This window comes from Ruegeria sp. R8_1, assembly GCF_017743815.1.
In the GTDB taxonomy this organism is placed as follows: Bacteria; Pseudomonadota; Alphaproteobacteria; order Rhodobacterales; family Rhodobacteraceae; genus Ruegeria; species Ruegeria lacuscaerulensis_A.
In genome coordinates this window covers 269,491-293,846 of the sequence record NZ_JAGHRL010000005.1, presented here as the reverse complement: position 1 = coordinate 293,846, position 24,356 = coordinate 269,491, and the positions used below count along the sequence as shown (strand labels likewise).

The following is a 24,356-nucleotide window of genomic DNA, read 5'->3' as shown; positions in this document are numbered from 1 at the left end:
CGTTCTCAGGTCATTCACGGAATGCTCGATTGAAATAGTCTGATAGCGGTTTGACGAGGAAGGAAAGGGGCGTTCTTTCGTCCGTCTTGATCATAGTCTCAACTGGCATACCCGGTAGCAGTTCCTGACCATTCAGACGTTCGACCTGGCCGTCATCGGGTGTTACTTCAGCGCGGTAAAAGGTTTGACCTGTTGCCTCGTCAGTGAAGGTGTCGGCTGACACATTGATAACCTTGCCCGCAATTTCCGGCGTTTCACGTTGGTTAAAGGCCGTGAAGCGCAGCAGAACGGGTTGCCCGACATGCAGCTGATCCACATGGATCGCATCCACTCGTGCTGCAACCAGCAACGGCGTGTCTTGTGGCACAATATACATCATAGGCTCACCTGCCTGGATCACAGATTGCAAGGCAAATACCTCGCTGCCATAAACAGTGCCGGTGACCGGAGACCGAATATCCAGGCGCGACAAGCGAACGGTTAACGACAATCTCCTTTCCGCAAGTTCTGCGATCTGGGCCTGAATGTCCCTCAGTGTTGCAATGGCTTCCTCGCGCCGTGTCGCGGTCAACTCGACGATTTCGATTTCCGTCGAAGCGATCTGCCCCCGAAGTCGCGCGATGGATGCCTCAAGACGTCCGATTTCCCCGTTCAGGCTAGCCTGTTCACGCTGCAAGGCCAGAACGCGGCTTGCAGGGGTTAAACCACGTTTAAACAGGCTTTGCTGGTCTTCCAGTTCTTCGTTGATCAGTTCCATCTGACGGCGCAGGGAAGCCAGTTGAGATTCGTTGCCTTTGATCTCACTTTCAATCTGAACAAGTTGGTTGCGCAATTGTCCGGTCTGTTGTGTCAGCGTTTCCAGGCGCGCTTCGAACAGACGCTGTTGTCCGTAGACAAGGTCATCGGCCAAACCTTCTTGCATTTGAAGCTCTTGCAATTGCGCCGCCAGGTTGTCGATAGAAACACCGTCGCGTTCGGCTTCCAAACGAGCTCTGCGCGCCAGAAGCTCGAACAGTTGCGCTTCGACAATGGTTTTTTCAGAGGTGAGGAAAGTATCATCAAGCCGCACCAGTAAGTCGCCGCTTTCCACCGCATCTCCGTCGCGGGCAAAAAGCTCTCCGACGACGCCGCCGTCAGGATGTTCAACGACCTGACGATTGCTCTCTACTTCGATGGTACCCTGGGACACGATGGCACCGGCAAGCCGTGTACGAACCGACCAGATACCCAATCCTCCAACTAGGATCGCCAAGGCAACAAACCCGACGATAGCAGGAAAAGTTATGCGCCAGACAGGCCGTATTTTATTTGCGTCCTGGTCCGGCATCAGTCGCTCGCCTTTTCTCGGGTTACCTTGACAGTCGTTTTGCTAAGGTCGCGTTTGATCACGTTGGCATTTTGTACCATAGCTCCTAAAACCTCGTCCCGATTTCCGGATTTCACGACCTGCCCTTTTTCAATAACGACCAGGTCGTCGCATTCTGAAATTGCCTGCGGGCGGTGGGTCATTATGATGGCGGATTTTCCTTCGGACTTGAGACCGCGAATTGCCGCGTTCAGTGCCTCGGTTCCATCGGCATCCAAGGCCGAGTTCGGCTCATCCAATATAAGCAGAACCGGATTTCCATAGAGCGCGCGTGCCAGAGCTATACGTTGCTTCTGGCCGCCTGATAGCTGGCTGTCATTGCCATCAAGAAACGTGTCATAGCCTTTGGGCAACGTTAAAATCAGATCATGAGCATTTGCCTTTTTGGCGGCGTCTACCACGGCCTGAGCATCCGGGTTCTCGGACATGCGCGCGATGTTTTCTGAGACGGTTCCGTTGAACAGCGTCACATCCTGCGGCAGGTATCCAATGTGCTGTCCCAACTCGCCGGAATCGTATTGATCCAAGGTTGCTCCGCCCAAGCGGACTTCGCCATTTACGGGACGCCAAAGGCCCAAAAGCGCCTTGGCCAGTGTTGACTTTCCTGACCCGCTTTTTCCGATCACGCCGAGCGCTTTTCCCGGCTCCAAGGACAAGGACACATTGCGCAGTGTCGGACTTTCCGCGCCAGGCGGAATTAGCGTGACCGCCTTGGCCGTTAAATTGGCCTCGGGTGTGGGCAGTTTTGTGCGCAGAGCATCGGGCGGCGTAGATTGCAGGAACTCGTTCAATGAAACCCATGCAGTTCTGGCGCGCTGAACCATCGACCACTGTCCTATAGCCTGTTCAACCGGGGCCAAAGCTCGGCCCAGTAGGATCGACGCGGCGATCATAGCACCTGGCGTCACTTCGTTGCGCAACACCAGCAACGCGCCAAGGGCCAACATGGCAGATTGTAAAAACAGACGGAGGGACTTTGTCAGAGATGAAAAGCTGCCCGTCCAATCACTGGCGGAAATCGTTTGCCGCAATGCGTCCGTCCGCTGTCGTTGCCAGCGGTTGGTGATGTCGGTTTGCATACCCTGAGCGCGCACAATCTCAGCGGCTTGGCGGGCATGTTCCGAAAATGAGTTGGCCTTGGCCGAAGCAGATTGTGCGGCGGCGATTTTGCGATGCGTCAGTTGTTGGTTCATCAGAGCGATGACGACCAAAACCGCACCTCCTGCGATGGCCAACCACCCTAGCAGCGGATGAAAAAGGAAAATGGCCGCCAGAAAAACGGGTGTCCACGGGATATCCATCACAGCAAGCAATACCGGTGATGAGCATAGGTTTTGAATGGATTCCAGATCCCGCAGGGCCGTTGCCGGAGCTGCACGGATTTGTGGATGCAGAGATCTGCGCATAGTGGCGTCAAACACCCGTTCATCCAACTGGGATTGGAACCGTGCACCAAACCGCGCAACAATCCGACCGCGGGCATAGTCTAACATGGCCATCAGGGCATATAGCAGAGCGACCAACAAAAAAAGCGCTGCCAGCGTTTCCACCGCGCGTGAACCAAGCACCCGGTCGTAGACCTGCAACATAAAAAGAGGGCCGGTGAGCATCAAAAGGTTAACAAACACACTGAACAGGAAAGCAAGCGCCAAGAATTTTGCTCCCTGATTGCGCGCGGCTCTAAGCTCCTCGCGAGGGGCAGGTGGTGGTACTAAGTTATTTTTCACGAACGGAACCCTGGGTCCTGAGAGCTTTGACACATCTTAGACTGATGGTCAGAAAGAGAAAATGCCAGTCTAGGCCGAAACCAGAATACAGCGTGGTGTTCGCAACAAATGAGCCAGTCGAAATGGTTTGGAAGCAGCCAGCCTCACTTGGCTTCTAGTGCTGTTTTAAAGAAGGATTGGACAAGTCGAGAGTCTCCGCGCTCTTTCAAATGTGCCAGATAATAGCGGGTCTCAACCATTGCATCTCTAAGCGGAATTGCGCGCAGATTGGGGTGTGAAACGAATTCGAAATCGGCGACGAAGCCGATTCCGATACCCTGTTCTACAGCCTTCCAAATAGCTTCCCTGCTCCCCAACTCCAGAATTGGATCCAGAATGACGCCTCGTTTTTCCGTTTCGGTTTCGATGGCCAGCCGCGTGGTGGAACCGACTTCGCGTCGGACTACTCGTTGTCGGTGAAGGTCGGCAATTGAGATACTTTCCTTATGGTAAAAAGGGTGGTCGGAATTTACGAACGCCACTACCTGGTGTGTACTATAGAGCTGAGTTGTCACTCGGGGGTCAGATTGAACTTCGGCCAGGATGGCGACATCAGCGTCGTAGGACAGAATCCGATCAAAACACCTTTGCGAATTGCCAAACCAAACCTCAATGTCGATCGCCGGGTATTTGGATTTGAAGGCAACGATCATATCCGTTGCATGAAAAGGACCGACCGCGGCAATACTGAGGCGACCGGCGTGAAATCCCCGAAACGACTCTAGCAGCGTTTCGGCGTCAATCTCGGCCTGGTGCAATCGCGATGTAATGGCTAACAATTCTTCGCCTGCGTTGGTCAGATGTACTTCACGCCCAACGCGGTTGAAAAGTTGAATATTATAGCGGCTTTCGAGGTCTTTTACCTGTGTCGAGAGCGTAGGTTGCGTGATGTTGAGCTCCCTCGCGGCAGCCGAGAACCCTCGGAATGTCGCAACCGCATGGAAAGATCTGAGCTCGGATTTAAGCATTGAGAAAACCTGAATTTACATCCGCATTTATTAGAAAAGTATATATATTGAGCTCTGGCTATTTGAAAGAAGAGACCAAATCCCGAGTTGCGATGGTTGCAAAGATTTCATTCAGCTAGCTACCATTGCTTAGAGTATTTACATCCTTTGACAGGTTTTTAGGGCTCCGGAATGAGCGGAATCGATTATATCTATAGCTATGATGGCCGCTCGTCGTTGGCGGGTTCCGGACAAGCCAAGTTTCTGCGATTGGCTTCGGACAAAGGCCAGCCAGAAAGCGCGCAAACTTATCTGAAAGCGAAAGCCGTTCAGCCGGACCTGACTGCAAAAGCTCTGCGCGCGATATCTGAAATTGTTGGTTCACGATTCTATGTTCCGCCCGCCATGCTGGCGCGAATCCTGCGTGAGGCTGACCCGGTTGCGACCGTCGGGCGAGAATGTGTCCGGTTTGAAGGGTTTTCCGCCTGTTGCAGTGTGTATGCGCGACTGGACCTCGAGCAGGAGTCGCTTGAGGTGGAAAAACGGAGAACTGGCACTGCGAATGTGGATTTTGGGCCTGAATTGCGTGCCCTGTTGGCGCAGGTGAAACCAAGCAGCGAACTAACAATCGGAATCGGTTCATCCTTTGTAGATATTGCGCATGAAAAAGGCTGCGTGACAGAACGCAAAGTTCCGCTGCCGTTGCGCTGGCTGAAAGGGTTCGCCGAAGTACAAGGGCATCTTGCAGGTATGGAGAAGGTTTTTTCCCTTCCGTCCGTGCCGGCGCAAAGGTTTTTGCGTACGTTGCCGCGTTCAAAAGCCGATCATTTGCTCTGGGTTTCTGCCGCGGGAAACCGTGTGCGAACGATGACGCGTAAAAGCGCCGATAGTGTGCCTTTGCGTGGGGCGCATCGTTTACGTGTTTTGGAGACTCTGGCGAGTAAAGCGCGATATTTGAATGCTTATGGAAACCCGTCACTTGGAAGCTCTGCCTGGGAGTTGGATTTCGGCTCTCAGAGATTCACGTTGGTATTGAACGCAGAGCCTTGGCGCGGCTTTTCGGGGGATGGGCGGTTGCTGTCTGATTTGGTTCATCCGAACAGTTGCGTTCCGATCATTCGCGCCCATTTGAATTGGCAAGATAGTCTCGACCTAGCGTTTATGGGGCATGAACCTGGCGTATCAGGCGCAGACATTCGTCAGGCGATCTCACATCTGGCGGCAATTGGCCAAGTTGGTTTTGACCTTTCTCGAAACGCCTGGTTCCACCGGCAGCTCCCGTTTGGTCTGGAGCGTCTGCAGGCGCTCAACCCTCGTCTCAAGTCCGCGCGGGCGCTTTTTGACGGCAAGGCTGTGACGTTGTCGCAAACTGGCGCCGACGTAGTCAGTGAAAACGTTACTCACCGCGTGCGTCTCTCTCAAGGCGGATACAGTTGTACTTGTCCGTGGTACGCCAAACATCAGACGACGCGGGGGCCCTGCAAGCATGTTCTTGCAGTAGAGATGGAGTTGGAGCGTTTGCATTGAACGAAACGGATTTCATCCGGTTGGTCACGACAAAGTCGGCCAAGCGTGTCCTGAAGGCACTGGCCGATCTTTCCGAAGAGGACCGCCGTAAACTTGCTCCAACTGCGCTGAAAGTTCAAAAGCGTCAGCAGAAAGCAGCCTGGGACGTTCGGTTTAACGGTCTCAAACCTCCAGTTGATCTCGCCAAGGATTTGGAGGCTTTGGGCGTGGCTGTCTTGGCAACGGCGCGCCCGTCCGAATACAGCTGCGGTGATTGGCGCATTCTGCCAAGTTCAATTCCGCTGGAGGAGGTTTTTGCCGTACTGAAACCAAGCTGGATGAACGCGTGGGCCGAAGCTGCGGTCGAAGATAACCCTCGATTGATCACTACAATCCACGCCCTTGTTAACAAGGGGCTTTGCACCATCCCCAAAACTGATGCTTACATACTTGGATATTATGCTGGACAGGCCGGCATTCCGGAATTGGCCCGCTCACAATTTCTTGCCGAGGATGTCTGGCGGTTTTTTGAGGTCGAAGGTGGCGGCGACCTCAGCCTAGCCGCATGCGATAAGTACTGTGGGCGAAATGTTTCATGGGCCAACTTACTGATTGAACTCAGCCAGGACGGAACTTTGGACAGGCAAAGGCTTCTGGATGCGTCCTTGGATGCGTTAGAGCGGGACTTTGGCCAGTTCAGGGCTGGATGGTATTCCCGGTTCCACGTCGCTATGGATCCCACGGAAGATGAGGTTGCACACCGGGCAAACCGTTACCTCGACTTGCTGAGCAGCCCTGTGCCACCCACTGTTGCATTCGCCCTTAAGTTTTTGAAACGGATGGACACAAATGGGGGGGTGGACCCGGCTTTACTTGTGACGTCTATCGAACCGGCGCTTCAAAGTCGGCAAAAATCATCGGCAAAATTGGCGATAAAGCTATTGAAAAGCAGTGCCAAACGGCATCCCCAACGCGTGCATGACGTGGCCAAAGTCGCCGTTTCGGCCCTGATATCTGAGGCCGGAGAAGTTCAGGCGCTGGCGCTTGATTTGGTCGAAGAACTGGATCAGGTGAAAGATGCCGAAATACAGGCTCGGATGCGGGATTACCTGGAGTTGGCAGCCCCTACTGTTCAAACTCGACTTGCCGCTCATCTGCAAGACGCTCCTGTCCAAACCAATGAAACCCCTTACCCAACTCCAGTGCTCGAAGACATCGTTCCAGTTGCGTCGGCGGAAGAAGCTGTTGAAACGTTTTTGGCGCTGCTTGAACACTGCGATGATGCAGTACTGACCGAGCGTGCTCTGGAAGGCATGGCACGCTTTGGCGCGTCAGCAGAGCCCTTGCTGAATCCGTTGGCCAAGCGGGCAAACCAGTTGAGGGCGCGCGGGACTGATGCTGGGCTTGAAAGCAGAAGCCATCTGCAGATTCCTATTGCAGCTACGGCCCTCGCGTGGGCGCGCGGTAGCGATTTTGTGGCGGAAATAGAACCCTCCCTGCAGCCCCGATACTCGGGTCATATTCCTTTGGAAACCGATCCAAACAGCTTTGTTGGTATGTTCTCTGCGCGTTCTGCCGAACTGCTGGAATTTGTGCAGGCCGGTCTATCGGTACCCATGTTGTCTGCTCCGACCGACAATCGTGGATACCTGGCTCCGCAACAGCTGATCCAGCGTATGAATGAGTACCGGCAGCAGAAGTTGGTTCCGGGGCAGGCGGATTTTAAGCTGGCGCTAATGCGACTCGCGCCAGAGGATCGCGAAGCGGCCCTTTTGGATTTCACGCCCGAAACCGAGGAAGAAAGAGCGCTGGCCTACGCAATGGGCGCAGATCACATTCCCGAGAAAGATCCGCAATTATGGGCGCTTGCCTGGGCTTCACGGCTGCCATGCAGACCTGATCCCGCAGTTCAGAAGTTGGTCGGACACTCCATTCCCGGAGCGGGTGTACCAGCAATTTATACGTTCCACGCCGAAATTCGTCGGATCGACGAATACTTCTGGCCCATGCCGCGGGTGGACATTTCGCCTGAGATACCCAAGCATTTACCCCGAGAATTGGGTTTTGCGGTGCCGGCAAAGCTTGTGCACACATATCTTGGTGATCCAGGTGTCAGTTGGTTCACTCACCCAAGCCCGTGGGTCGGTTGGCTTAGACCCTCGCAATCAGAACTGTTTTTTCTGTCTGGTATCTTCGAGTTGGAACTCGACCAGAAGTTAACCAACCATTTCTGTCTGATGTTTTTGGACCCTTTCTTCAGACCGGGACTAAACACCGGTCCGATGTCTCACGCAATGTTGGCTTGGTATTTGGCTAGCGCCGATGAAGGGATCGGAACAAGATCGGTTGATGCGCTTGCGACGGTCATCGCGCAGAGGACGTTCAGTCCGACCGAATTCGGTGCCGCCGCCCGTCAGCTTGTCTTTTTCGCAGCGTTGCCGCTGCGGCGATGGACCAAACGTTTGGCCGAGGTGGCAGTTGTGTCCGCTCAGCATGGCAAGGCGGTCAGACGCGCCTTGTCCTGGATGTTGGTGGACCTGCCCGACGATGTGCCACGAGACTTGGGTGGATTGCTTGAGTTGCTGCACGAATTGTGTACCGCGAGCGGCACGGGTCTTGAGAACACGGAAGCCGTTGTCGCCCTCAACAACATCAAGGTCGCGGGCAAAACAGGTAAGTTCGCCAAAAAGCTGGTCGGTTTCAATGGCCCTATAGACTAGGGTCTGGCTCCGGCAGAATTGACAAAGATCGAGTACACGGATGTCGATGCGGTGATGAACAGAACATTCCCCCGCGCGCCACCAAAAGTCAGGTTGGCAACGGTTTCGGGAACTCTGATTTTTCCTAGCAGATCACCGTCAGGGGAAAACACATGAACCCCATCCGCTGCCGAGCACCAGATATTGTCGTGTCGATCCACACGCAGCCCATCAGGAAGGCCGCTGTCAATCTCACAAAACTCAGCACCGGTCGCAAGAGTGCCATCTTCACCCACATCAAAAACGCGAAGAACAGATGATACAGATGGATCGTGACTGCTGCCGGACTCAGCGATGAAAAGACGGGTTTCATCCTTTGAAAACGCCAACCCGTTTGGTTGGACAAAGCTTTTCGTGACCGCAGTGACTTCAAACGAATTGGGATCGACACGATACACGAAACTACCGTCCTGTTCGGGCTCGGCTTTGTACCCTTCCAAGTCTGACAGTATGCCATAAGTTGGATCCGAGAACCAAATGGAACCATCCTGTCGCACGACCACGTCGTTGGGAGAGTTCAGGAGTTTCCCCGCGTGGCGATCTGCAATCACAGACCTGCTGCCGTCGTGCTCGGTCCTGACCACCGATCTGGTTCCGTGATGGCAAGTTACCAGACGACCCATCGGATCGCGGGTGTTGCCGTTGGCATACTCCGAATGCTGCCGGTAAACACTCACCCCTCCGTCGGGTGTCCACTGACATATCCGCGCGTTCGGAATGTCTGAAAACAGCAGCAGATTATGAGCTGGAAACCAAACAGGACCTTCAGTCCAGATATGTCCGGCAGATATTCGGGAAAGCCCCACATTGGTGTGAATCAGATCGCGAAATTCCGGGCGTATAATTTCATATGTCTGCGAAAGGGTCATACATCATATCCTTTGCGACTGGCCAATGCGACGACCCCGACGATAACGACACCGGTCAGGATCAACCGAATTCCGGCCCCTAGCCCGTACGAGTTCAGCATTGAGACGATCAAAAACATAAAGAGAGCGGCACCCCAGATACCGGGCACATTTGAATTGCCGCCAGCGATGGATGACCCTCCGATCACGACCACGGCAATCGACATCAACATGTATTCGGTTCCCATGTTCAGGTTGGCCCCGCCCGAGAAGCTGGCGAGTAAAAACCCCGCAAGTGCAGCGCAGACGGCCGAGTTCACGTAGACGCCAAAACGTACCGCGTTGACGGGAACTCCGCTTAGACGGGCGGCGCGCAGGTTTTGACCGATTGCCGAAATCCAGCGGCCAGCAATCGCGCGCTCTAGCACGACCCACGCGAGGATGGCCAACAGGATGCCGACAACGGCGATGTTCGGAATACCAAGGGCGCCACCGGTTGCGAATTCTGCCAACGGTTCGGGCGGTTTGATCCGCAGGCCCCGGTTCGACCAGATCGCAAGCGACTGGTACAGGAACGAGGCTGACAGCGTGGCGATAATAGGCGGGATACGCAGCAACAGTATCAGGCCAAAGTTAATGACCCCGCAGCCGATACCAACCCCGATTGCGACCAGCAGGCCGGGCAGGATCATCGCGGTTTCACTGTCCATGAATTTCAAGGCAAGCGTGGCTGCCAAAGTCATCGAAGCTGGAATGGACAGGTCGACGTTGCCGGGACCCAAAGTGATAACCAGCATTTGACCAATGCCGACAATGGCAGAAAAAGATGCAAAGGTCAGGGCGGCGTAAAACAGCGATCCAGCCCCGGATCCGGCGATCAGACTGGTTGCGCCGAAGGTGATGGCCGCTGCAAGAAAGGCCCAAATCCAGGGTTTTCTCAGTAACGCGCGCACCGGGTTCGTAGCCGTCATCGGTTCTGATGTGTTGTCGGTCATGCAACAGCCCCTTTGCGGATGAAGACAAGCCGAACGGCAAGAACAAGGATCAGGATCGCGCCCTGCGCGCCAATCTGCCAGTCCGGTGACAGGCGCAGAAACGACAGGAAACTGGCGGCCAGCGTTAAAGTCAAAGCACCAATCACGGCCCCGAATGGTGAAATACGACCGCCGACGAATTCCCCACCGCCGAGAATCACGCCTGCTATCGACAACAGCGTATAACGCAGTGCGATATTGGCATCCGCGGCGGTTGTCAGGCCGACCAGAGACATCCCTGCAAGTACGCCAAACAGCCCCGCCAGCCCGTAGGCCGAGGCTCGCAACCGCGCCAACGACCATCCTGCACGTTCCATTGCACGGTCATTTCCGCCGACACCCTGTAGGATCACTCCGACCCAAGATCGCTTGATCAAGAAGTGCACGGCCAATGCAATGACCAGTGGTGCAACAACGGCGATCGGAACCAGCGGAGTTTTCAGGCTCATTAGTGTTTTCAGCCATTCCGGCGACGCTCCACCGGGGGATGGCAGGATCAAGACCGCTAGGCCTCCCCAGACAAAGGACATGCCCAATGTAACAACGATGGCGGGCAATCCGCGCAATTGGATCAATGCGCCCAGCAGCGCGTAAGCCAAGATGGCTGCGGCCAGGATCATGTAGCCAATAACAGGGGTGTCATGGACAAATGTCGCCGTAACGCAGGCGCAAAAGCTGACAAACGTCCCGATGGAAAGGTCGATGTCATTTACCATGATGATCATCATTTGGGCGATGGTGGCCAAAGCCACTGGTATGGCAAGATTGAACAGCAGGTTCAGACCAAAATAGCTCATCGCGCGGGGCTGCAGATAGAACACGGCCCCCAACAAAACAACAAGCGACAAAACCGGCAGGGCCAGACGCAGACGATCGCCGCTCATTGCACTGCCTCCTGCATTTCGAATGAAGCATGCAGGATGTTTTCTTCGCTGATCTCATCACCGACCAGTTCTGCAGCGATTTCGCCAGCGCGAAACACAAAGACCCGGTCACATTCCAGGATTTCGTCGGTCTCGGTCGAGTACCAAAGAAAGCTGCGGCCTTTGGCGGCTTCGTTTTGAATCATTTGATAGACTTCTTTTTTCGTTCCGATATCCACGCCGCGCATCGGATCGTCCATCACGACCAAAGGGGCCGAGGATGCAAGCGCACGGGCAAACAGGACCTTTTGCTGATTGCCGCCGGACAGAGATAATATCGGGTTCAGCAGGTTGTCTGTGCGAATTCCGATCCGGTCTTTCCATTTCTGGACCAGCCCGGACTCGGCCGGTCGGTCGACCATCCAGCGTTTGCTGAACTCCGGTAAGGTCGTCAAAGATAGGTTCCTCAAAATGGACCATAGGGGCATCACACCGTCTCGGGCGCGGTCACCTGCCACGAAAACAACCTCGGGGCGCTTGCCTGATTTCCAGACGGAGGAATGGTCAAAGAAGATCTGAGCCAGCGCTTCGGCTTGCCCATGCCCGGCCAGACCGGCCAAACCCACAATCTCGCCCTGGCGCGCGTTCAGCCCTATAGCAGAGCTGACAAGGACAGGCCCCAGCTCCCGTTCGGATCGCGCTTGTCCCTGCGCGTCATCTGGTGCGACATGCCCCATTGCGTCAACGATCGATTGACGGGTAAACGCCTGTGCTGGTTTGTCATCCACGATCTGACCGTCTTTCATGATCACGATGCGGGTCGAGACGTCAAAAATTTCGCCCATCATGTGCGAAATGAACAGAACCGCTCCGCCCTCGGAACAGTAACGCTTGATATGGTCCAGCAACTGCTGAGCGATTGCCGCATCCAGCGACGAGGTTGGTTCGTCCAGAATGACAAGACTGGGCTCGCTGTCGCGGTCGGCGAAAGCGATGGCGATCTCGACCATTTGGCGTTCGGCAATACTAAGATCGCCAACTGTGGCGCGAGGGCGAATGTCATGGCCGGGAAAGACAAGGTCCAGAGCGTCCGACATTTTCTGTGACGCGATTTTGCGCCAGCCTTTGCGCGGCATATTGCGATACGGGATCCGCAGGTTTTCCAGAACCGTCAGATTTGGGCAAAGCGAGAGTTCCTGAAACACGCTACGCACTCCGGACGCCTGCGCGTTTTCGCTGTTTTTATGGGCGGGGTCCGAGACCCGATACCGAACCGCACCTTCTGTTGGGGTTAACCGCCCGTTGATCACATTGGCCAGCGTTGATTTCCCTGCGCCGTTGTGGCCAACAAGACCAACACATTCCCCGGCTTTGATCTCGATCGATGCGGCCCGAAGCGCCTGAACTGGCCCAAATGACATATGGGCCGCGTCCAGCGCGACAACCGGCGCATCAGGTGCGCCGGATATCGTTTGCATGTCTTTCATCGATTTACTTGGACGAAGCGATCACGGCCTTGGCATCTTCCAAGGAGTATTCGACATTCGCAACCGAACCCTTGGGCGTGGTTTTCAACGCGTCTTCAAGTTCGTCTTGTGAAATAGCCAGGAAGGGAACGGTAAGGTCCTTGGGCACTTCATTTCCGTCCAGAACCTGCTGCGCCACCCAGAAGGCCAGGGTGCTGACACCGGGTGCAATCGACAGCGAAGTCGTTTCATAACCGTTCGCGGCTTTTTCATCTGACCACCACTGCAGCTCATCCTGCCGGTTACCCATGACGATGGTTGGCATTGCCCGGTCGGTGGCTCCGATGGCTTGTGCGGCGCCATAACCGTCACCGCCTTGGGTCACGACACCGACAATCTCGGGCAGGCTGGGCAAAATACCCGCAACGGCTTTCTGAGCCACATCTTGAGCCCAATCGCCATGGACTGAACCCACGATTTCAAAGTTGGAGTTCTTCACTTCGTCATGGATGCCGGCGCTGATTTCATCGTCCACGAAAACGCCTGCCAAGCCCCTGATTTCAAGCAGGTTACCGCCTTCGGGATAGCGTTCAGCCAAATATTTGACCTGTTCGCGACCCATTTGTTGGAAATCAACGGCGATGCGCCATGCGCAGGGTTCCTGTACGATACCGTCAAAGGATACAACGGTAATTCCGGCGTCACAGGCAGCTTTGACGGCGCCGTTGATCGCTGTGGGCGAGGCTGCGTTGATCACGATCGCATCATAACCCTGCAGGATCATGTTTTGAATCTGCGCAGCCTGCTCGGTGGCCTGGTTTTCGGACGTCGTAAAGGCATCAGCGGCAGCAACTTTACCGTCTGCAACCGCAGCCTCTCCGACTTTTTGCCAGCTTTCCAGCATCGCTTGGCGCCATGAATTACCGGCATAGTTGTTGGACAAGGCGATGCGCTTGTCAGATGTGTCCGCCACAACGTTGGTGGCTGCGAATACCGTGATCCCGGCGGCTGCGCCGAGCATAATGGCCTTGAGTGTCATTCTTTCCTCCCTCGGCGGCCGATCCGCCGCACAAATACCGCACCCGCTCCTCCGGGACGATGTCGGAAAGATTCCCCGGCAGGTCCGAAAGGTTAAGAGTAGGATGCGCGCAAAGCTTGCGGGTTCCCGCAAAACTGCTGCGGTAATCCGCATGACAGGATCGGGGCGGACTTCTATACTCTGGTGTGCTGGCCGATTTACTGAAAGTGCGTCGATGGCTGATCTTGCCTACTACCTTAGGATTTCCAACCACCTGGCGGGAAACCTGGACATCAAATCCGCGCTGCGCTCGGTCAAGTCCGAGATTGACCGGATTCTGCAGGTCGATCATTTGGATGTCTGTCTCATCGACGACAAAGGATACTGGAACACAAGCTACGAAGTAGGTCTTCGCACAAGTTGGAGCCGTACGCGGGCTCCTGTCGAGGTATCTCCGGTACGCGATATATTGCGCGGCGAATGTGACAGTCTACTCACTGGAAATGCCTTGGAGGACCCGCGATACGTTTTCGAAGGCGCAGACTGCGGACCCATCATCAGGCATGAAATGCGCAGCCGTGTGAATGTTGCGATGAAGGTACTTGGCCGTACAATCGGGGCACTGAACTGTTCTTCCCGAAAGCCGGATTTCTACGATGAACAAGCCTTGGAACAAGTCCGCAATATCGCAGATATCCTTGCCCCATATTTCTATGCCTTGCGTGCAAATGAACAAACGCGGCGCGAAGCGATCATGCGCGCCGAGTTGCAGGCACGCGAGGAAGGGTTGCGTCTGGGTGCGCTAAGCCTGACAGACGCGTTGGAACTGGAACGTCAGCGCATCGGCATGGATCTGCATGATCAGACTTTGGCCGACATGACCCGTATCAGTCGTGAGTTGGAGCGGTGTAAGACAGTTAAAGACATCGAAGCGCTCCGCGGCAATTTGCAGATCTGCATTCAGGGTCTGCGAGAAATAATCGACACGTCCATTCCATCGTTGTTGGAACTGTTTGGCTTTCAACACGCTGTCCGAACTCATTTAGAGCGCGCGGTAGGCACCGATCAGGACATCGAGATTGACGTGCGTGATTTTTCTGATGGTCTGATAGATGACCTGCCACAAACCAAGCGGATCGCTTTGTTTCGGATTGCGCAAGAAGCCATCAACAATGCTGTACGCCATGCGGATGCTTCTTCGATCCTGGTCGAGATCGAATGTCGCGAAGGGCTTCACTTGCGGATCAGGGACAATGGCGCAAGCGCCTCCGCACTCGAGACAAAAAAGGCGTCTGGTGGTCTGACCCATATGCGCACACGCGCCAGATTGATCGCTGCGCAGTTTGATATTCGGTGTTCTGAAGGCACTGAAATCAGTGTTTGTCTTCCGGTGTCCGAATGCCCCAACAGAAAGGTGAGTGCATGAAAGTTCTGTTGGTCGAAGACGACGCGATGCATGCCAATTACTTGAAGGAATTGGTTCAGGAAGCGTTGCCCGAAGCGTCAGAGGTGAGTCTGGCGACAAATGGCCGGGACGGAGAAATTCAGGCCCGTCAGGACGCCGTTGAAGCCATTGTCATGGACCTGCGCATGAAAGAGCGCAATGGTATCGAGGCCGCACGCACCATTTGGTCAGAACGACCTGACACGCGTATTCTATTCTGGTCGAACTATTCGGATGAGGCTTACTTGCGCGGCATTGCTCGGATCGTGCCGAAAGAGGCGGCTTATGGTTATGTCCTAAAGACGGCCAGCCCATCCCGGATGCATCTGGCTTTGCGGGCGGTTTTGCTTGAAGCCCAGATCATGGTGGATCGCGAGATTCATCAGATTCAAAGGGATCAAAACCGATCCGGAGAAGCCCTGACCGAGGTTGAACTAGCCATCCTGACCGATTTGGCACTTGGCCTGCCGGATAAGGCGATTGCTGCCCGTCGCAAATTGGCGCTGCGCACGATACAAAACCGGTTGCTTTCGATATACGAAAAACTGGATGTGAACGATTTGCTGATTGATGCCGGCGATGTCGCGATCAACAAACGTGTCCGCGCCGTATCAAAAGCAATGACGTCTCAGATTCTCAACAACGAAGCCATCGTCGCAGCAGAGAAAGACCTCAGCAGCTGGTTGGCCCGATCATCTTTTCCCGTATAGCGCCACGCGTCAGGCGGGCAGAATATTGTGGTTAAGCCTGAACAGGTTTTCCGGATCATATTGCGCCTTGACCTTGGCCAGTCTCATCCCGTTTTCACCGTAGGCACCGGCCATGTGATCGGCCTCATCTTCGGGCATGAAATTGACATAGGCGCTGCCGGTGGCATGGGGCGTCATACGATCATAGAGGGCGCGTGCCCATGCAATGCATTCGTCGTCTTTTTGCGGGTCCTCCCACCGGGTGTGGACGTTCATGATGAAATGCGCGGACCGTTCCGGATATGCGGTGGCGTCGGAAGACACGCGGGCCATGGCACCGCCCACATGCGCAATAAACACCTCGCATGCCGGGTCGGGCAAGCTGGAGATACCATTCAGCAACCCCGTTATCGCATCTGATGTTAACGTGCTGAAATCGTGACTTTTCCAGTAGTTCCGCGCACCCGGTGTCAAAAGAGGGTCAAACGCCGCCTGCCAGTCCACAAAGGCGTGGGGCGAAATGACATCCGCAATCGGAGAGCCCAACCCGCGTAACTCCTTCATGGCGTCCTCGCCATCTCCCATGGGGCCGGCATAGCAGGCGGCAAAGATCAGAACTTCCCGCCCGTGCCATTCGTCAGGCAGGAAGGGCAGAGGGGGCGCTTTGCGCATCACGCTCCAGACTGTCAATTCATCGGGGGCAGAATCCGCTATTTGCACATACTCGGCCAACAAATCTGGCGCGGCTTCGATGGGGTGAACAATCAGTCCGGATAGGACCTGAGGACCGAGAGGATGCAGTTGGAATTCAAACGAGGTGACGACGCCGAAATTCCCCCCGCCACCACGGATTGCCCAGAAAAGATCGGGGTGGCTGGACGGTGATGCAGTGACGATCATACCTTCCGCCGTGACGACTTCGGCTGAAAGCAGATTGTCGATGGTCATTCCAAACCTGCGTGTGGTCCAGCCGAAACCTCCGCCCAGGGTCAATCCGGCTGTTCCGGTTGTCGAGTTGATCCCGAGCGGAACGGCCAAGCCGTGGGCCTGCGTCTCGCGGTCAACGTCGCCAAGCAAGGCGCCAGGTGCGACCCGAGCGGTTCTGGCCATCGGGTCTACGTGGACCGATCGCATCTGGGACAAGTCCAGCATAACCGCATCGTCAGCAACAGCGTGACCGGCGATCTGATGTCCGCCCGACCGAACTGACATGACCAGACCAGCGTCCCTTACAAAATTCACTGCCTTTTGTACGTCGCTTGCACCCAAAGCCTGAATGACGAATCCAGGATGGCGATCCACGATACTGTTCCATGTTGTGCGTGCTGCGTCGTATTCCGCAGTGCCTTCGCAATACACGCCACCGCGTAAAGCCGCACTAAGATCATCCAGTGAAGACTGGTCAACTTGGGCCGAAGTCCCATGCAGAGTTTTTACGTCGAACATATTCGATGCCTTCCTTAATAATGGAAGGTCTCTTGCCACTTGCCTCTGATAGAAATTGGAGTTTCAATTATTGCGTCTTACGCAAAAACTCCCGGATCTATCCGATCTACCGGAGTTATAACATCTGCCGGAATATTCAGGCGCGCGGCTGCCTTTCTCAGGCTTTCCTCGTCAGGCGCTTCGTAAAGACAATAGGTTTTGCGTTTATCGGCACTAAGGAACGAGAAGATCCATTCGACCCCCTCCTCATCGTTAATTTCCTTGATGTGCGCTTTGCCGTCGTCCGTGATATTCAGCTGTTCGGCGAAATGGCGTTCAATAATATATCTTGGCATATGCACCCCCAGGGCATGCGTTCATGAACTAAGTGACTGTTCCTTCAAGCTTAGACATAAGGGAAATCATACCCAAATTCTGTGCGATTGCCAACGCTTCGGCCTCTAGGTGAAACGCATGTTCGGGGTTCTGCTTATGCCCGAATTTTCGCAAAGCAGACGCGTATGAAGCCTTGCTGTGCGCGATCCAAGGCGGACTGGCCATATTTGTGTCGATCTCGATTGCTTTGGTCAGCATATGTTCCGCGATGTCGCGATCGCCCAGCAAGGTTGCCAGATTGCCTAGCCGGCGTGCGGCCGCCCCGGTGCAAACGGTGGTGGCACCAGCAGTGATCGTCAGGTCCTCGTAGGGCAAAAGCAGGTCGAACAGCGTTTGCGCATGGTCTTGCCTGCCAACCGCGACGCAAATATCTGCAAGATATGACAGCGTAGTTGAATACATGGCATCTGCCGGTAGGTCGAACCCTTTTGCCGCCAATTCGTTGAGAATCCGCTCCGCCGGGTCGGAATAGCCCAACTCGGCGGCGATAAGACCAAAGCCAGGTTTCCAAGTGATGTCGTCGGGGTCTTCCTCCATCAGTTTCTTAATTACCGGAGCGACCTCGTGAAGCCGGTTCTGTTCGCGTCGGATCGTGAACATCTGCACGCCGAACACACCTTCGATGTGTTTGCCGTGGGTTTTTCGGCCGATCTTTACAGCCTCAGTCGCGAATGCTTCGGCTTGTTGCCATGCGCCTTCCATGATGGCAACCATCGCGCGCGCGTGGATTTGAACCCAGTAAAGCTGCAGGTGATTGTCCTTTTGCGAGACCTCTGTCAGCAGCTTGAGCGAGCGGTCAAGCATAACCCTGTCAGCCATCTCGGCCCCAACAAACAGGCTGAGGGTCCGGTCGCGCCCTTGGTCAATCGTGCCCAGTTTTTCGGCTACGTCGTGCATGGCTTGCAGGTTTTGCCGCCAATTTCGTGCCTCTTCATCCTGCCGAGCCACAAACGGGGCACCAAAACGCATCATCATGACGGAGAACTGCGATTTGTAGTCACCGAGATTTGCCGCCAGTTTCATGGCGCGGTGGCCGTACTCCGCCCCTTCATTAAACTGACCGATAAACATATAGGCCCGGGCGAGTTGGCTCATCAACTGGCACTGGCGTCTTTCGTCGTCTTCGGGCAGACCGTTCAGTGCCTCAAGGCACAATGAGATCGCCTCATTGTGACGTTGGCTGGACATCATGCACGAATCCGCGAAGTGCTGCGCAATGTCTGCGGACAGTTCGGCATGTCCCAGTGTGCGGGCCGCGTCGGAGGCTTGTTTGAGCTTGGCAATCCCTTGAGGCAGATCCCCGAGGCTGTCGTAGCTGCGCCCAACCAGAACCATCGCCGTGATTGTTTCGGCGCTGTTTTGCGTTCCAAGGTTCTCTGCAGCATTAAGTGCCTCGGTCGCGTTGGTCATCGCTTCTTGGCTGGCAGATCGGGCAAGGGCCATTTCTGTTGCCAATTTCCATTGCGTGAACGCAACCTGCCAGTCTTCCGCTTCGGTCAAATGCCTTGCGACCAATTCAGGTCGGCGCGCAATCTCGGCTGATCGCAGACGTGTCAGGGCCTTGGCTACGTTTGCGTGTTGGGCTCTTCGGGTCGCAGACAGCATGGATTGGTATGCGGTATCGCGGATCAGGGCATGCCGGAAAACAAATTGGCCGCCGCTGTGTCCGCTTTCGAACACCAGTCCCGTTTCCACCAGTTCTGCCAGCCCCGACTGCAGGTCCGGTCTTTCCAGATCAATTGCCTCCGCCAGAAGGTCCAGCGGAAACTCGCGACCGATGACCGCGCCTGTCAACGCCATTTGCTTTGCCTCTGGCGACACGGCGTCGAGCCTGGCCATCAATGCGCCCTTCAACGAAGACGGAACGGCCAGATTTTCCTCTCCGGCTTCCATATATGCGCTGGTAAGTTCTTCGACGAATAGAGGCACGCCGTCGGTTTTTTCCATGATCAGGCGAACCAGAGACGCGTCTGGTGACTGGCCCGATATGTTTTGGATCAGGTTTTCAACCTGTTCAAAGTTGAAACGACGCAGGTGCAGGGTCTGGACGTGCGCATCACCGGCGTCGCGCTGTAGTTCCCAGCCAGGGCGGTGAGTGATCAGGATCATCAGCGGCAAATCTGCGCAGATCGCCCGGAACCGATCAAGCAAGGCGTTCGTCGACGGGTCGATCCAATGCGCATCCTCCACGCACAGAACGACCGGTTTAACCTGCGACCGCGCCTGCACCGTTTTTATCAACGTTTGCACGGTTATGTCGCGCTGTTCCTGCGGGGACAGGTCCAGAATATCCCGAGCCAATGCGCTTGCGGGGGCGACCAACGCTGCAAAAACGGGAAGAACCTGATCCAAGTCGATGCCTTGCCGCGCTTCGAGCATGGCCCGGACGTGGCGCAACACCTGGTCATCGTCGAATCCTGGCTCCACTCCTGCATCCTGTGATATCCGCTCGGTTACAGGATGGAACGGACTACTGGTTAGATAAGGCGAGCAATTCAGTCTGATGATATCAGCCTGACCGGCCTTCGTAACGTCGTTCAGAAATTCTTCTGTCAGGCGTGATTTACCTATGCCCGCTTCTCCGGTCAGCAGAATGACTTCACCCTGTCCTGCGTGAGCGCGAAGCCAGGTTTGTTGCAGGATACCCTTTTCGGAACTGCGCCCAACAAGCTGGTTTGATCCGTCATCACGATGTGCTGCTTTAAACCGGCTTTCAGCTTGCCTTTCACTAACCACCTGCAAGAGCTCTCGGGGGTCTTCAAATCCCTTAAGTTCGACGCGCCCAAGCGACGAGAATTCGAAAATACGATGCAGCATCGCTTGCGAATCCTCTTGTGTCAGAACAACCGTGTTCGGCGGGGCTTTTTCCTGCAACCGAGCAGCAAGGTTGAGGATTGGACCCGTCATCGCGCCTTCTTCATGTGTGTTTTCGCCGATTGTATCGCCAACAACTACATCGCCACTTGCGATGCCTATACGTGCGGCCAGCGGTTGACCGGAAGGTGTCCGGAGCTTTTGAACGCGGGATATAGCCTCCAAACCGGCCTTAACCGCGCGCAAGGCGTGGTCCTCGAATGCACGCGGCCAACCAAAAAAGACCAGCAATCCATCGCCAAGATACTTGGCGACGAAGCCGCCATAGCGCGATACCGCACCTGCAACTGCGTCCTGATAGGTTTGCAACAGCAGGCGCATGTCTTCGGGGTCCAATTGGTTCGTCAGTTCTGTCGAGCCGACAAGATCAGCGAAGAACACCGTCAGATGCCTGCGTTCGGCCTCATCGTTTTTGACCGCTTGATCCGGAAGCAAAGAAGTAGCCGAAGAATCGACATGGTCTTGTTGATCGAATTCCTGAATGGCAGCCAGCAGGATTTTCCTGTGGCCCAATGACACCCCTATTTCCTTGAGGTCGTCATTCGTAAGCAGAGGCAGCGCACGCGCATCGACGTCATTTTGCCGAAACGCATCGGTGTACTGACCCATCCCAAGTTCTTGCAGCCATGTTCCGACTTCAAAACCCATTTCAGGATCATGCGGCGGAAACGGTTTTGGATCAAGTTGAGCGTTCAGGCGCGCAACGGGAAGCGCGTAGGCGACGCGGTGGTTCGCGTCGCCGATACCGTTTAGTTAGACAGTCGCACCTTTGACGCGGATCGCCGATCCAAGTGCTCCGGCACAGAAGCCGACGACAACTGCGATAACCAATTCGATGGTCTGGATATTGGCAAAGGACCAGTGTGCAAAGATAAGCGTTTCAAGCACACCGACGACACCGCCCATAACCGCGCCTAGCATCAGGTTGCGGGTCATCATACCCAGCGCAAGGCCCAAGATGCCCGGCAGGCTGATAATGTTGGCGCCGATTGTTCCCAGAAGTTCAAGCATATCGTGCCCTTTCTCAGTCGGCCTGCTTGGTCAGGAATGACCGGATTTCTGCGCTGCCGTCAGCAACCTGATCTTGCAGCGTTCCAGACGCTTTGCTCGCCAGAGTTTCCGTCACCTCTTGGTATTGTTCCAGGTATCCGGGCGGCAGGCTGTGTGCGATGCCCTGATGGCAGTCGATGCATGTCATGTTGTTGTCGATCGCCCTTTGGTGTTCGGACGCGGCGCGGGTTTCCTGAATAGTGAAGTCCATGTAGTCGAAGTTATGGCAGTTGCGGCATTCGCGACTGTCCGATGCCTTCATCTTTTTCCACACAGCCGAGGCCATACTCAGACGATGGTCTTCGTATTTTTCAGGCGTACTGATTGTGCCAGCCAATTCATGATAAACGTCTTTGACAGCCATGATCTTGGCCTTGATTTTGTGGTTCCATTCATGGGGAACGTGACAATCCGAACAAATCGCCCGGACGCCCGAGTGGTTGTTATAGTGAACCGTTTCGCGGTATTCGCCCAGATTGGTCTCCATCGTGTGACACGAGGTGCAGAATTCCTCGGTATTGGTCAGTTCCAGGGTCCAGTGGAACCCGCCCCAGAACAGGATGCCAGCCAGAAAACCTGCCAGCACCAGAAAACCCGAGCTGAACATGACGGCCGGTGTCCAGATCGCGTTCCAGATGCGGCCAATCCAGCCGCGTTTTTCGGGGGAGTCTGCCATGTCGGTGCTCCTTTCAGTCAAGCGTTGGATCAGTTTCCGGAAGAAGGTTCAAAAACATTGTCGACGAGCGCGGGCGTGTCTGCCTGCGGAACATGACACTGATTGCAGAAGTACCGAGTACCGGCGATTTGATCCAGTTCACGTCCTTCGCGATCCAGGTAGTGCGTCATCGACAAGGTTGGTGCATTTCGCTCACCGGCCTTTGTCCAGTCGTGACAGGACAGGCATTGGTTGGTCCGCAGATCAATCTGGTACTGGTCGATTGAATGCGGGATCAGTGGAGGTTGCTGCCGGTAATTCCTCTGCATACGCCCTTCGATAGTGCGGTGGACCTGATCGAGTGGAACGGGTTCATCAACCTCGGCCCCGCGCAAGGCTTCGACTTGCGCGGATTGGGCAAGGGCGAACCCACTCAGAAGGATGACGGGGATCAAGGCGGCGACGCCGGTCAGGATTGGCTTGTTCATCTTGGCACTCCCTTAGGTAGGTCTGGCTGCGCGCCTCTCGGGCGCGGGAACGGGATCGAAAGGCGCGGCGACCTGGTCGTCGAACCGGTGAGTAAACTTGAAGACATCGACCGCGCAGACATCGATACAGCGGCCGCAATTCGTGCAGTCGGGCGACAGGATCAGCGGTGTGGTGCCTGTTTTGCCGCGTAACGCGGGTGAGATGACTTGGTTTTCCGGGCAAACGGCAAAGCAATCCATGCAGTCGTCACAGGCTGCGCGATTGGGCGCGCTGACACGCAACATCGCTTTGGTGCCGATCAGGCCATAGAAAGCCCCGACCGGACACAGGTGCCCGCACCATCCGTGGCGTGACACGAACAGGTCGAAGAAGAAGATTGCAACGATCATCGCCCAGACAAAGCCCGCGCCGAAAATCAGCCCGCGATGCAGCATGGTGATCGGGTTGATCAGCTCCCACGCAATGACGCCGGTCAGACCCGAGACGATCAGCACCGTAGCTAGGATCCACAGCCGGGTACCGCGTTTGGGTTGCCAGCCTTTGGGCAGGTCCAGCTTGCGATGCAGCCAATGGGCGGCATCGGTTACGGGGTTGATCGGGCAGACCCAGGAACAATAGACGCGACCGCCGATCAGCGCGTAGGCGACCAGGACTATCAGGCCTCCGATCAGGGCGGTCAGCTCGGGCCAGTGCCCGGCAACCACGCTTTGCAGCAGCACAAGCGGGTCGGTCAGCGGCAACACGCCAAGGGTCAGCGACCCGGCCAGCGTGCCCTGAACGATCCAGATGCCAAACCACGGGCCCAGCAAAAACAGGACCAGAAAGAACAGTTGAGAGGCACGGCGCAGCAGCAGGTACTTGTGCGCGCCGATCCAGCCTTTGGCTTCGATTGCCTCCTGGCCGACGGGGAGATGTGTGCGTGCACTCATTGTCCAGCCCCCGGCAAGTTGTAATCGGGTGCAAATCCACCCGGCGTGACCAGATTGTCGGTGCCCGGTCCGGGTAGGCGGTCAGGCAGGTCGATGATGCCTTCGACCACTGGTGCGCCTTTGGCGGCTTTTTCTTCCCAGCCTTTGCGATAGTGGTCGGCACTGCTGCCGCGCGCCAGCCGGGCGGGCAGAACCTTGATCGCTGCCTCTGGCAGAACGCAGCTTTTCTCGCACATGCCACAGCCGGTGCAGCGGTCGGCATGAACGGTGGGAATGAACAGCGCATGGTGGCCCGAACGGGTGTTGTGCGCGGTCTCGAGCGTGATCGCTTCGTCAATCACCGGGCAGACCCGGTAGCAGACATCGCAGCGCAGGCCCTGAAAGTTCAGGCAGTTTTCCTGATCGACCAGAACGGCCACGCCCATCTCGGCGTCGTCGATATTGTCCAGCGTGGGGTCCAGCGCCCCGGTGGGGCAGGCGGCGACACAGGGAATGTCGTCGCACATCTCACAGGGCACGTCGCGCGCGGTGAAATAGGGTGTGCCGGTGGCGACGGCATCGACGCCAAGCTCGGCCAGCTTTAGCGTGTTATAGGGGCAATCCCGCACGCACAGACCGCAACGGATACAGGCGGACAGGAAGTCTTGTTCCGGCAAGGCACCGGGGGGACGCAAGGCCTCGGCCGGCAAAGCCCGCGCGTCGCGCGCCAGCCAGGCCAACAAGGACCCGGCCGCCACGCAGCCGCCCGCGGCGCGCGCCGAGTCCTGAAGGAACCGGCGCCGCTGCGGCGAGAGGGGAGAGCCAACACCAGACATGGGTCTTACCTTTGCCT

The 24,356-nt window shown here is 55.8% G+C and carries 20 protein-coding genes; 4 read left to right on the top strand and 16 right to left on the bottom strand.

All coding sequences use genetic code 11. From position 1 onward, the window contains the following. Window positions 1-10: 10 nt before the first annotated feature. From J7380_RS13535 to J7380_RS13525, 3 genes are all read right to left on the bottom strand, one after another. On the bottom strand, window positions 11-1,327 hold the full coding sequence (locus J7380_RS13535) for an HlyD family type I secretion periplasmic adaptor subunit (RefSeq protein ID WP_209196304.1): 1,317 nt from the start codon (window positions 1,325-1,327) through the stop codon (window positions 11-13). Further along, window positions 1,327-3,018 (bottom strand): type I secretion system permease/ATPase, encoded by a 1,692-nt coding sequence (locus tag J7380_RS13530; RefSeq protein WP_247742554.1) that lies wholly within the window; start codon window positions 3,016-3,018, stop codon window positions 1,327-1,329. Before J7380_RS13530 ends, J7380_RS13535 begins: the two co-directional genes overlap by 1 nt. A gap of 218 nt (window positions 3,019-3,236) precedes the next feature. Further along, window positions 3,237-4,100: a LysR substrate-binding domain-containing protein gene (locus tag J7380_RS13525; RefSeq protein WP_209196302.1), complete on the bottom strand. Its 864-nt coding sequence runs from the start codon at window positions 4,098-4,100 to the stop codon at window positions 3,237-3,239. A gap of 171 nt (window positions 4,101-4,271) precedes the next feature. Here J7380_RS13525 and J7380_RS13520 point away from each other — a divergent pair, with 171 nt between their 5' ends. Further along, on the top strand, window positions 4,272-5,606 hold the full coding sequence (locus tag J7380_RS13520) for an SWIM zinc finger family protein (protein ID WP_209196301.1): 1,335 nt from the start codon (window positions 4,272-4,274) through the stop codon (window positions 5,604-5,606). Next, window positions 5,603-8,305, top strand: a complete 2,703-nt coding sequence (locus tag J7380_RS13515; RefSeq protein ID WP_209196300.1) for a DUF6493 family protein — start codon at window positions 5,603-5,605, stop codon at window positions 8,303-8,305. Before J7380_RS13520 ends, J7380_RS13515 begins: the two co-directional genes overlap by 4 nt. Here J7380_RS13515 and J7380_RS13510 read toward each other — a convergent pair. Genes J7380_RS13510 through J7380_RS13490 form a run of 5 tightly spaced genes read right to left on the bottom strand, consistent with a single transcriptional unit; the run spans window position 8,302 to window position 13,594 of the window. Further along, a complete protein-coding gene (locus J7380_RS13510; protein WP_209196299.1) occupies window positions 8,302-9,213 on the bottom strand; it encodes an SMP-30/gluconolactonase/LRE family protein in 912 nt (303 codons plus the stop codon). The two genes, J7380_RS13515 and J7380_RS13510, sit on opposite strands and share 4 nt — an antisense overlap. Next, window positions 9,210-10,187, bottom strand: a complete 978-nt coding sequence (locus tag J7380_RS13505; RefSeq protein ID WP_209196298.1) for an ABC transporter permease — start codon at window positions 10,185-10,187, stop codon at window positions 9,210-9,212. The genes J7380_RS13510 and J7380_RS13505 overlap by 4 nt, the downstream gene beginning before the upstream one ends. Then, window positions 10,184-11,110 (bottom strand): ABC transporter permease, encoded by a 927-nt coding sequence (locus J7380_RS13500; protein ID WP_209196297.1) that lies wholly within the window; start codon window positions 11,108-11,110, stop codon window positions 10,184-10,186. The genes J7380_RS13505 and J7380_RS13500 overlap by 4 nt, the downstream gene beginning before the upstream one ends. Further along, window positions 11,107-12,567, bottom strand: a complete 1,461-nt coding sequence (locus J7380_RS13495; RefSeq protein WP_209196296.1) for a sugar ABC transporter ATP-binding protein — start codon at window positions 12,565-12,567, stop codon at window positions 11,107-11,109. The genes J7380_RS13500 and J7380_RS13495 overlap by 4 nt, the downstream gene beginning before the upstream one ends. A gap of 13 nt (window positions 12,568-12,580) precedes the next feature. Further along, window positions 12,581-13,594 carry an ABC transporter substrate-binding protein gene (locus J7380_RS13490; protein WP_209196295.1) on the bottom strand — a complete coding sequence of 338 codons (1,014 nt, stop codon included), beginning with the start codon at window positions 13,592-13,594 and terminating at the stop codon, window positions 12,581-12,583. A 214-nt stretch (window positions 13,595-13,808) separates the two neighbouring features. Here J7380_RS13490 and J7380_RS13485 point away from each other — a divergent pair, with 214 nt between their 5' ends. Both J7380_RS13485 and J7380_RS13480 read left to right on the top strand, forming a co-directional pair. Next, on the top strand, window positions 13,809-14,999 hold the full coding sequence (locus J7380_RS13485) for an ATP-binding protein (protein WP_209196294.1): 1,191 nt from the start codon (window positions 13,809-13,811) through the stop codon (window positions 14,997-14,999). Next, window positions 14,996-15,727: a response regulator transcription factor gene (locus J7380_RS13480; RefSeq protein ID WP_209196293.1), complete on the top strand. Its 732-nt coding sequence runs from the start codon at window positions 14,996-14,998 to the stop codon at window positions 15,725-15,727. Before J7380_RS13485 ends, J7380_RS13480 begins: the two co-directional genes overlap by 4 nt. Before the next feature lie 9 nt (window positions 15,728-15,736). Here the strand turns inward: J7380_RS13480 and J7380_RS13475 are convergent, their stop codons facing one another. The 8 genes from J7380_RS13475 to napG all read right to left on the bottom strand — a co-directional run bounded on the left by J7380_RS13475 (window position 15,737) and on the right by napG (window position 24,339). Beyond that, a complete protein-coding gene (locus J7380_RS13475) occupies window positions 15,737-17,152 on the bottom strand; it encodes an FAD-binding oxidoreductase (protein ID WP_209196292.1) in 1,416 nt (471 codons plus the stop codon). 77 nt (window positions 17,153-17,229) lie between these two features. Continuing rightward, entirely contained in the window at window positions 17,230-17,487 is a 258-nt protein-coding gene (locus J7380_RS13470; protein WP_170355157.1) for a DUF4242 domain-containing protein, read from the bottom strand. A gap of 28 nt (window positions 17,488-17,515) precedes the next feature. Continuing rightward, window positions 17,516-21,049, bottom strand: a complete 3,534-nt coding sequence (locus J7380_RS13465; RefSeq protein ID WP_209196291.1) for an adenylate/guanylate cyclase domain-containing protein — start codon at window positions 21,047-21,049, stop codon at window positions 17,516-17,518. 105 nt (window positions 21,050-21,154) lie between these two features. After that, window positions 21,155-21,412 carry a hypothetical protein gene (locus tag J7380_RS13460; RefSeq protein ID WP_209196290.1) on the bottom strand — a complete coding sequence of 86 codons (258 nt, stop codon included), beginning with the start codon at window positions 21,410-21,412 and terminating at the stop codon, window positions 21,155-21,157. 13 nt (window positions 21,413-21,425) lie between these two features. Then, a complete protein-coding gene (locus tag J7380_RS13455) occupies window positions 21,426-22,127 on the bottom strand; it encodes a NapC/NirT family cytochrome c (RefSeq protein WP_209196289.1) in 702 nt (233 codons plus the stop codon). Window positions 22,128-22,156: 29 nt separating this feature from the next. After that, window positions 22,157-22,594, bottom strand: coding sequence for a nitrate reductase cytochrome c-type subunit (locus tag J7380_RS13450; RefSeq protein ID WP_209196288.1), 438 nt, complete (start codon window positions 22,592-22,594; stop codon window positions 22,157-22,159). Between the two features lie 12 nt (window positions 22,595-22,606). Next, complete coding sequence (napH, locus tag J7380_RS13445) at window positions 22,607-23,524, bottom strand: quinol dehydrogenase ferredoxin subunit NapH (protein WP_209196287.1); 918 nt, start codon at window positions 23,522-23,524, stop codon at window positions 22,607-22,609. Beyond that, window positions 23,521-24,339, bottom strand: a complete 819-nt coding sequence (napG, locus tag J7380_RS13440) for a ferredoxin-type protein NapG (protein WP_209196286.1) — start codon at window positions 24,337-24,339, stop codon at window positions 23,521-23,523. Before napG ends, napH begins: the two co-directional genes overlap by 4 nt. Window positions 24,340-24,356 lie beyond the last annotated feature (17 nt).

What these genes read in the sequence shown, in the direction of transcription:
- J7380_RS13505 (WP_209196298.1), bottom strand. Translation starts at nt 10,187, where the DNA reads ATGACCGACAACACATCAGAACCGATGACGGCTACGAACCCGGTGCGC.
- J7380_RS13535 (WP_209196304.1), bottom strand. Translation starts at nt 1,327, where the DNA reads ATGCCGGACCAGGACGCAAATAAAATACGGCCTGTCTGGCGCATAACT.
- J7380_RS13460 (WP_209196290.1), bottom strand. Translation starts at nt 21,412, where the DNA reads ATGCTTGAACTTCTGGGAACAATCGGCGCCAACATTATCAGCCTGCCG.
- J7380_RS13465 (WP_209196291.1), bottom strand. Translation starts at nt 21,049, where the DNA reads ATGGGTTTTGAAGTCGGAACATGGCTGCAAGAACTTGGGATGGGTCAG.
- J7380_RS13475 (WP_209196292.1), bottom strand. Translation starts at nt 17,152, where the DNA reads ATGTTCGACGTAAAAACTCTGCATGGGACTTCGGCCCAAGTTGACCAG.
- J7380_RS13485 (WP_209196294.1), top strand. Translation starts at nt 13,809, where the DNA reads ATGGCTGATCTTGCCTACTACCTTAGGATTTCCAACCACCTGGCGGGA.
- J7380_RS13500 (WP_209196297.1), bottom strand. Translation starts at nt 11,110, where the DNA reads ATGAGCGGCGATCGTCTGCGTCTGGCCCTGCCGGTTTTGTCGCTTGTT.
- J7380_RS13525 (WP_209196302.1), bottom strand. Translation starts at nt 4,100, where the DNA reads ATGCTTAAATCCGAGCTCAGATCTTTCCATGCGGTTGCGACATTCCGA.
- J7380_RS13480 (WP_209196293.1), top strand. Translation starts at nt 14,996, where the DNA reads ATGAAAGTTCTGTTGGTCGAAGACGACGCGATGCATGCCAATTACTTG.
- J7380_RS13455 (WP_209196289.1), bottom strand. Translation starts at nt 22,127, where the DNA reads ATGGCAGACTCCCCCGAAAAACGCGGCTGGATTGGCCGCATCTGGAAC.
- J7380_RS13450 (WP_209196288.1), bottom strand. Translation starts at nt 22,594, where the DNA reads ATGAACAAGCCAATCCTGACCGGCGTCGCCGCCTTGATCCCCGTCATC.
- J7380_RS13510 (WP_209196299.1), bottom strand. Translation starts at nt 9,213, where the DNA reads ATGACCCTTTCGCAGACATATGAAATTATACGCCCGGAATTTCGCGAT.
- J7380_RS13520 (WP_209196301.1), top strand. Translation starts at nt 4,272, where the DNA reads ATGAGCGGAATCGATTATATCTATAGCTATGATGGCCGCTCGTCGTTG.
- J7380_RS13490 (WP_209196295.1), bottom strand. Translation starts at nt 13,594, where the DNA reads ATGACACTCAAGGCCATTATGCTCGGCGCAGCCGCCGGGATCACGGTA.
- J7380_RS13470 (WP_170355157.1), bottom strand. Translation starts at nt 17,487, where the DNA reads ATGCCAAGATATATTATTGAACGCCATTTCGCCGAACAGCTGAATATC.
- napG (WP_209196286.1), bottom strand. Translation starts at nt 24,339, where the DNA reads ATGTCTGGTGTTGGCTCTCCCCTCTCGCCGCAGCGGCGCCGGTTCCTT.
- J7380_RS13495 (WP_209196296.1), bottom strand. Translation starts at nt 12,567, where the DNA reads ATGCAAACGATATCCGGCGCACCTGATGCGCCGGTTGTCGCGCTGGAC.
- napH (WP_209196287.1), bottom strand. Translation starts at nt 23,524, where the DNA reads ATGAGTGCACGCACACATCTCCCCGTCGGCCAGGAGGCAATCGAAGCC.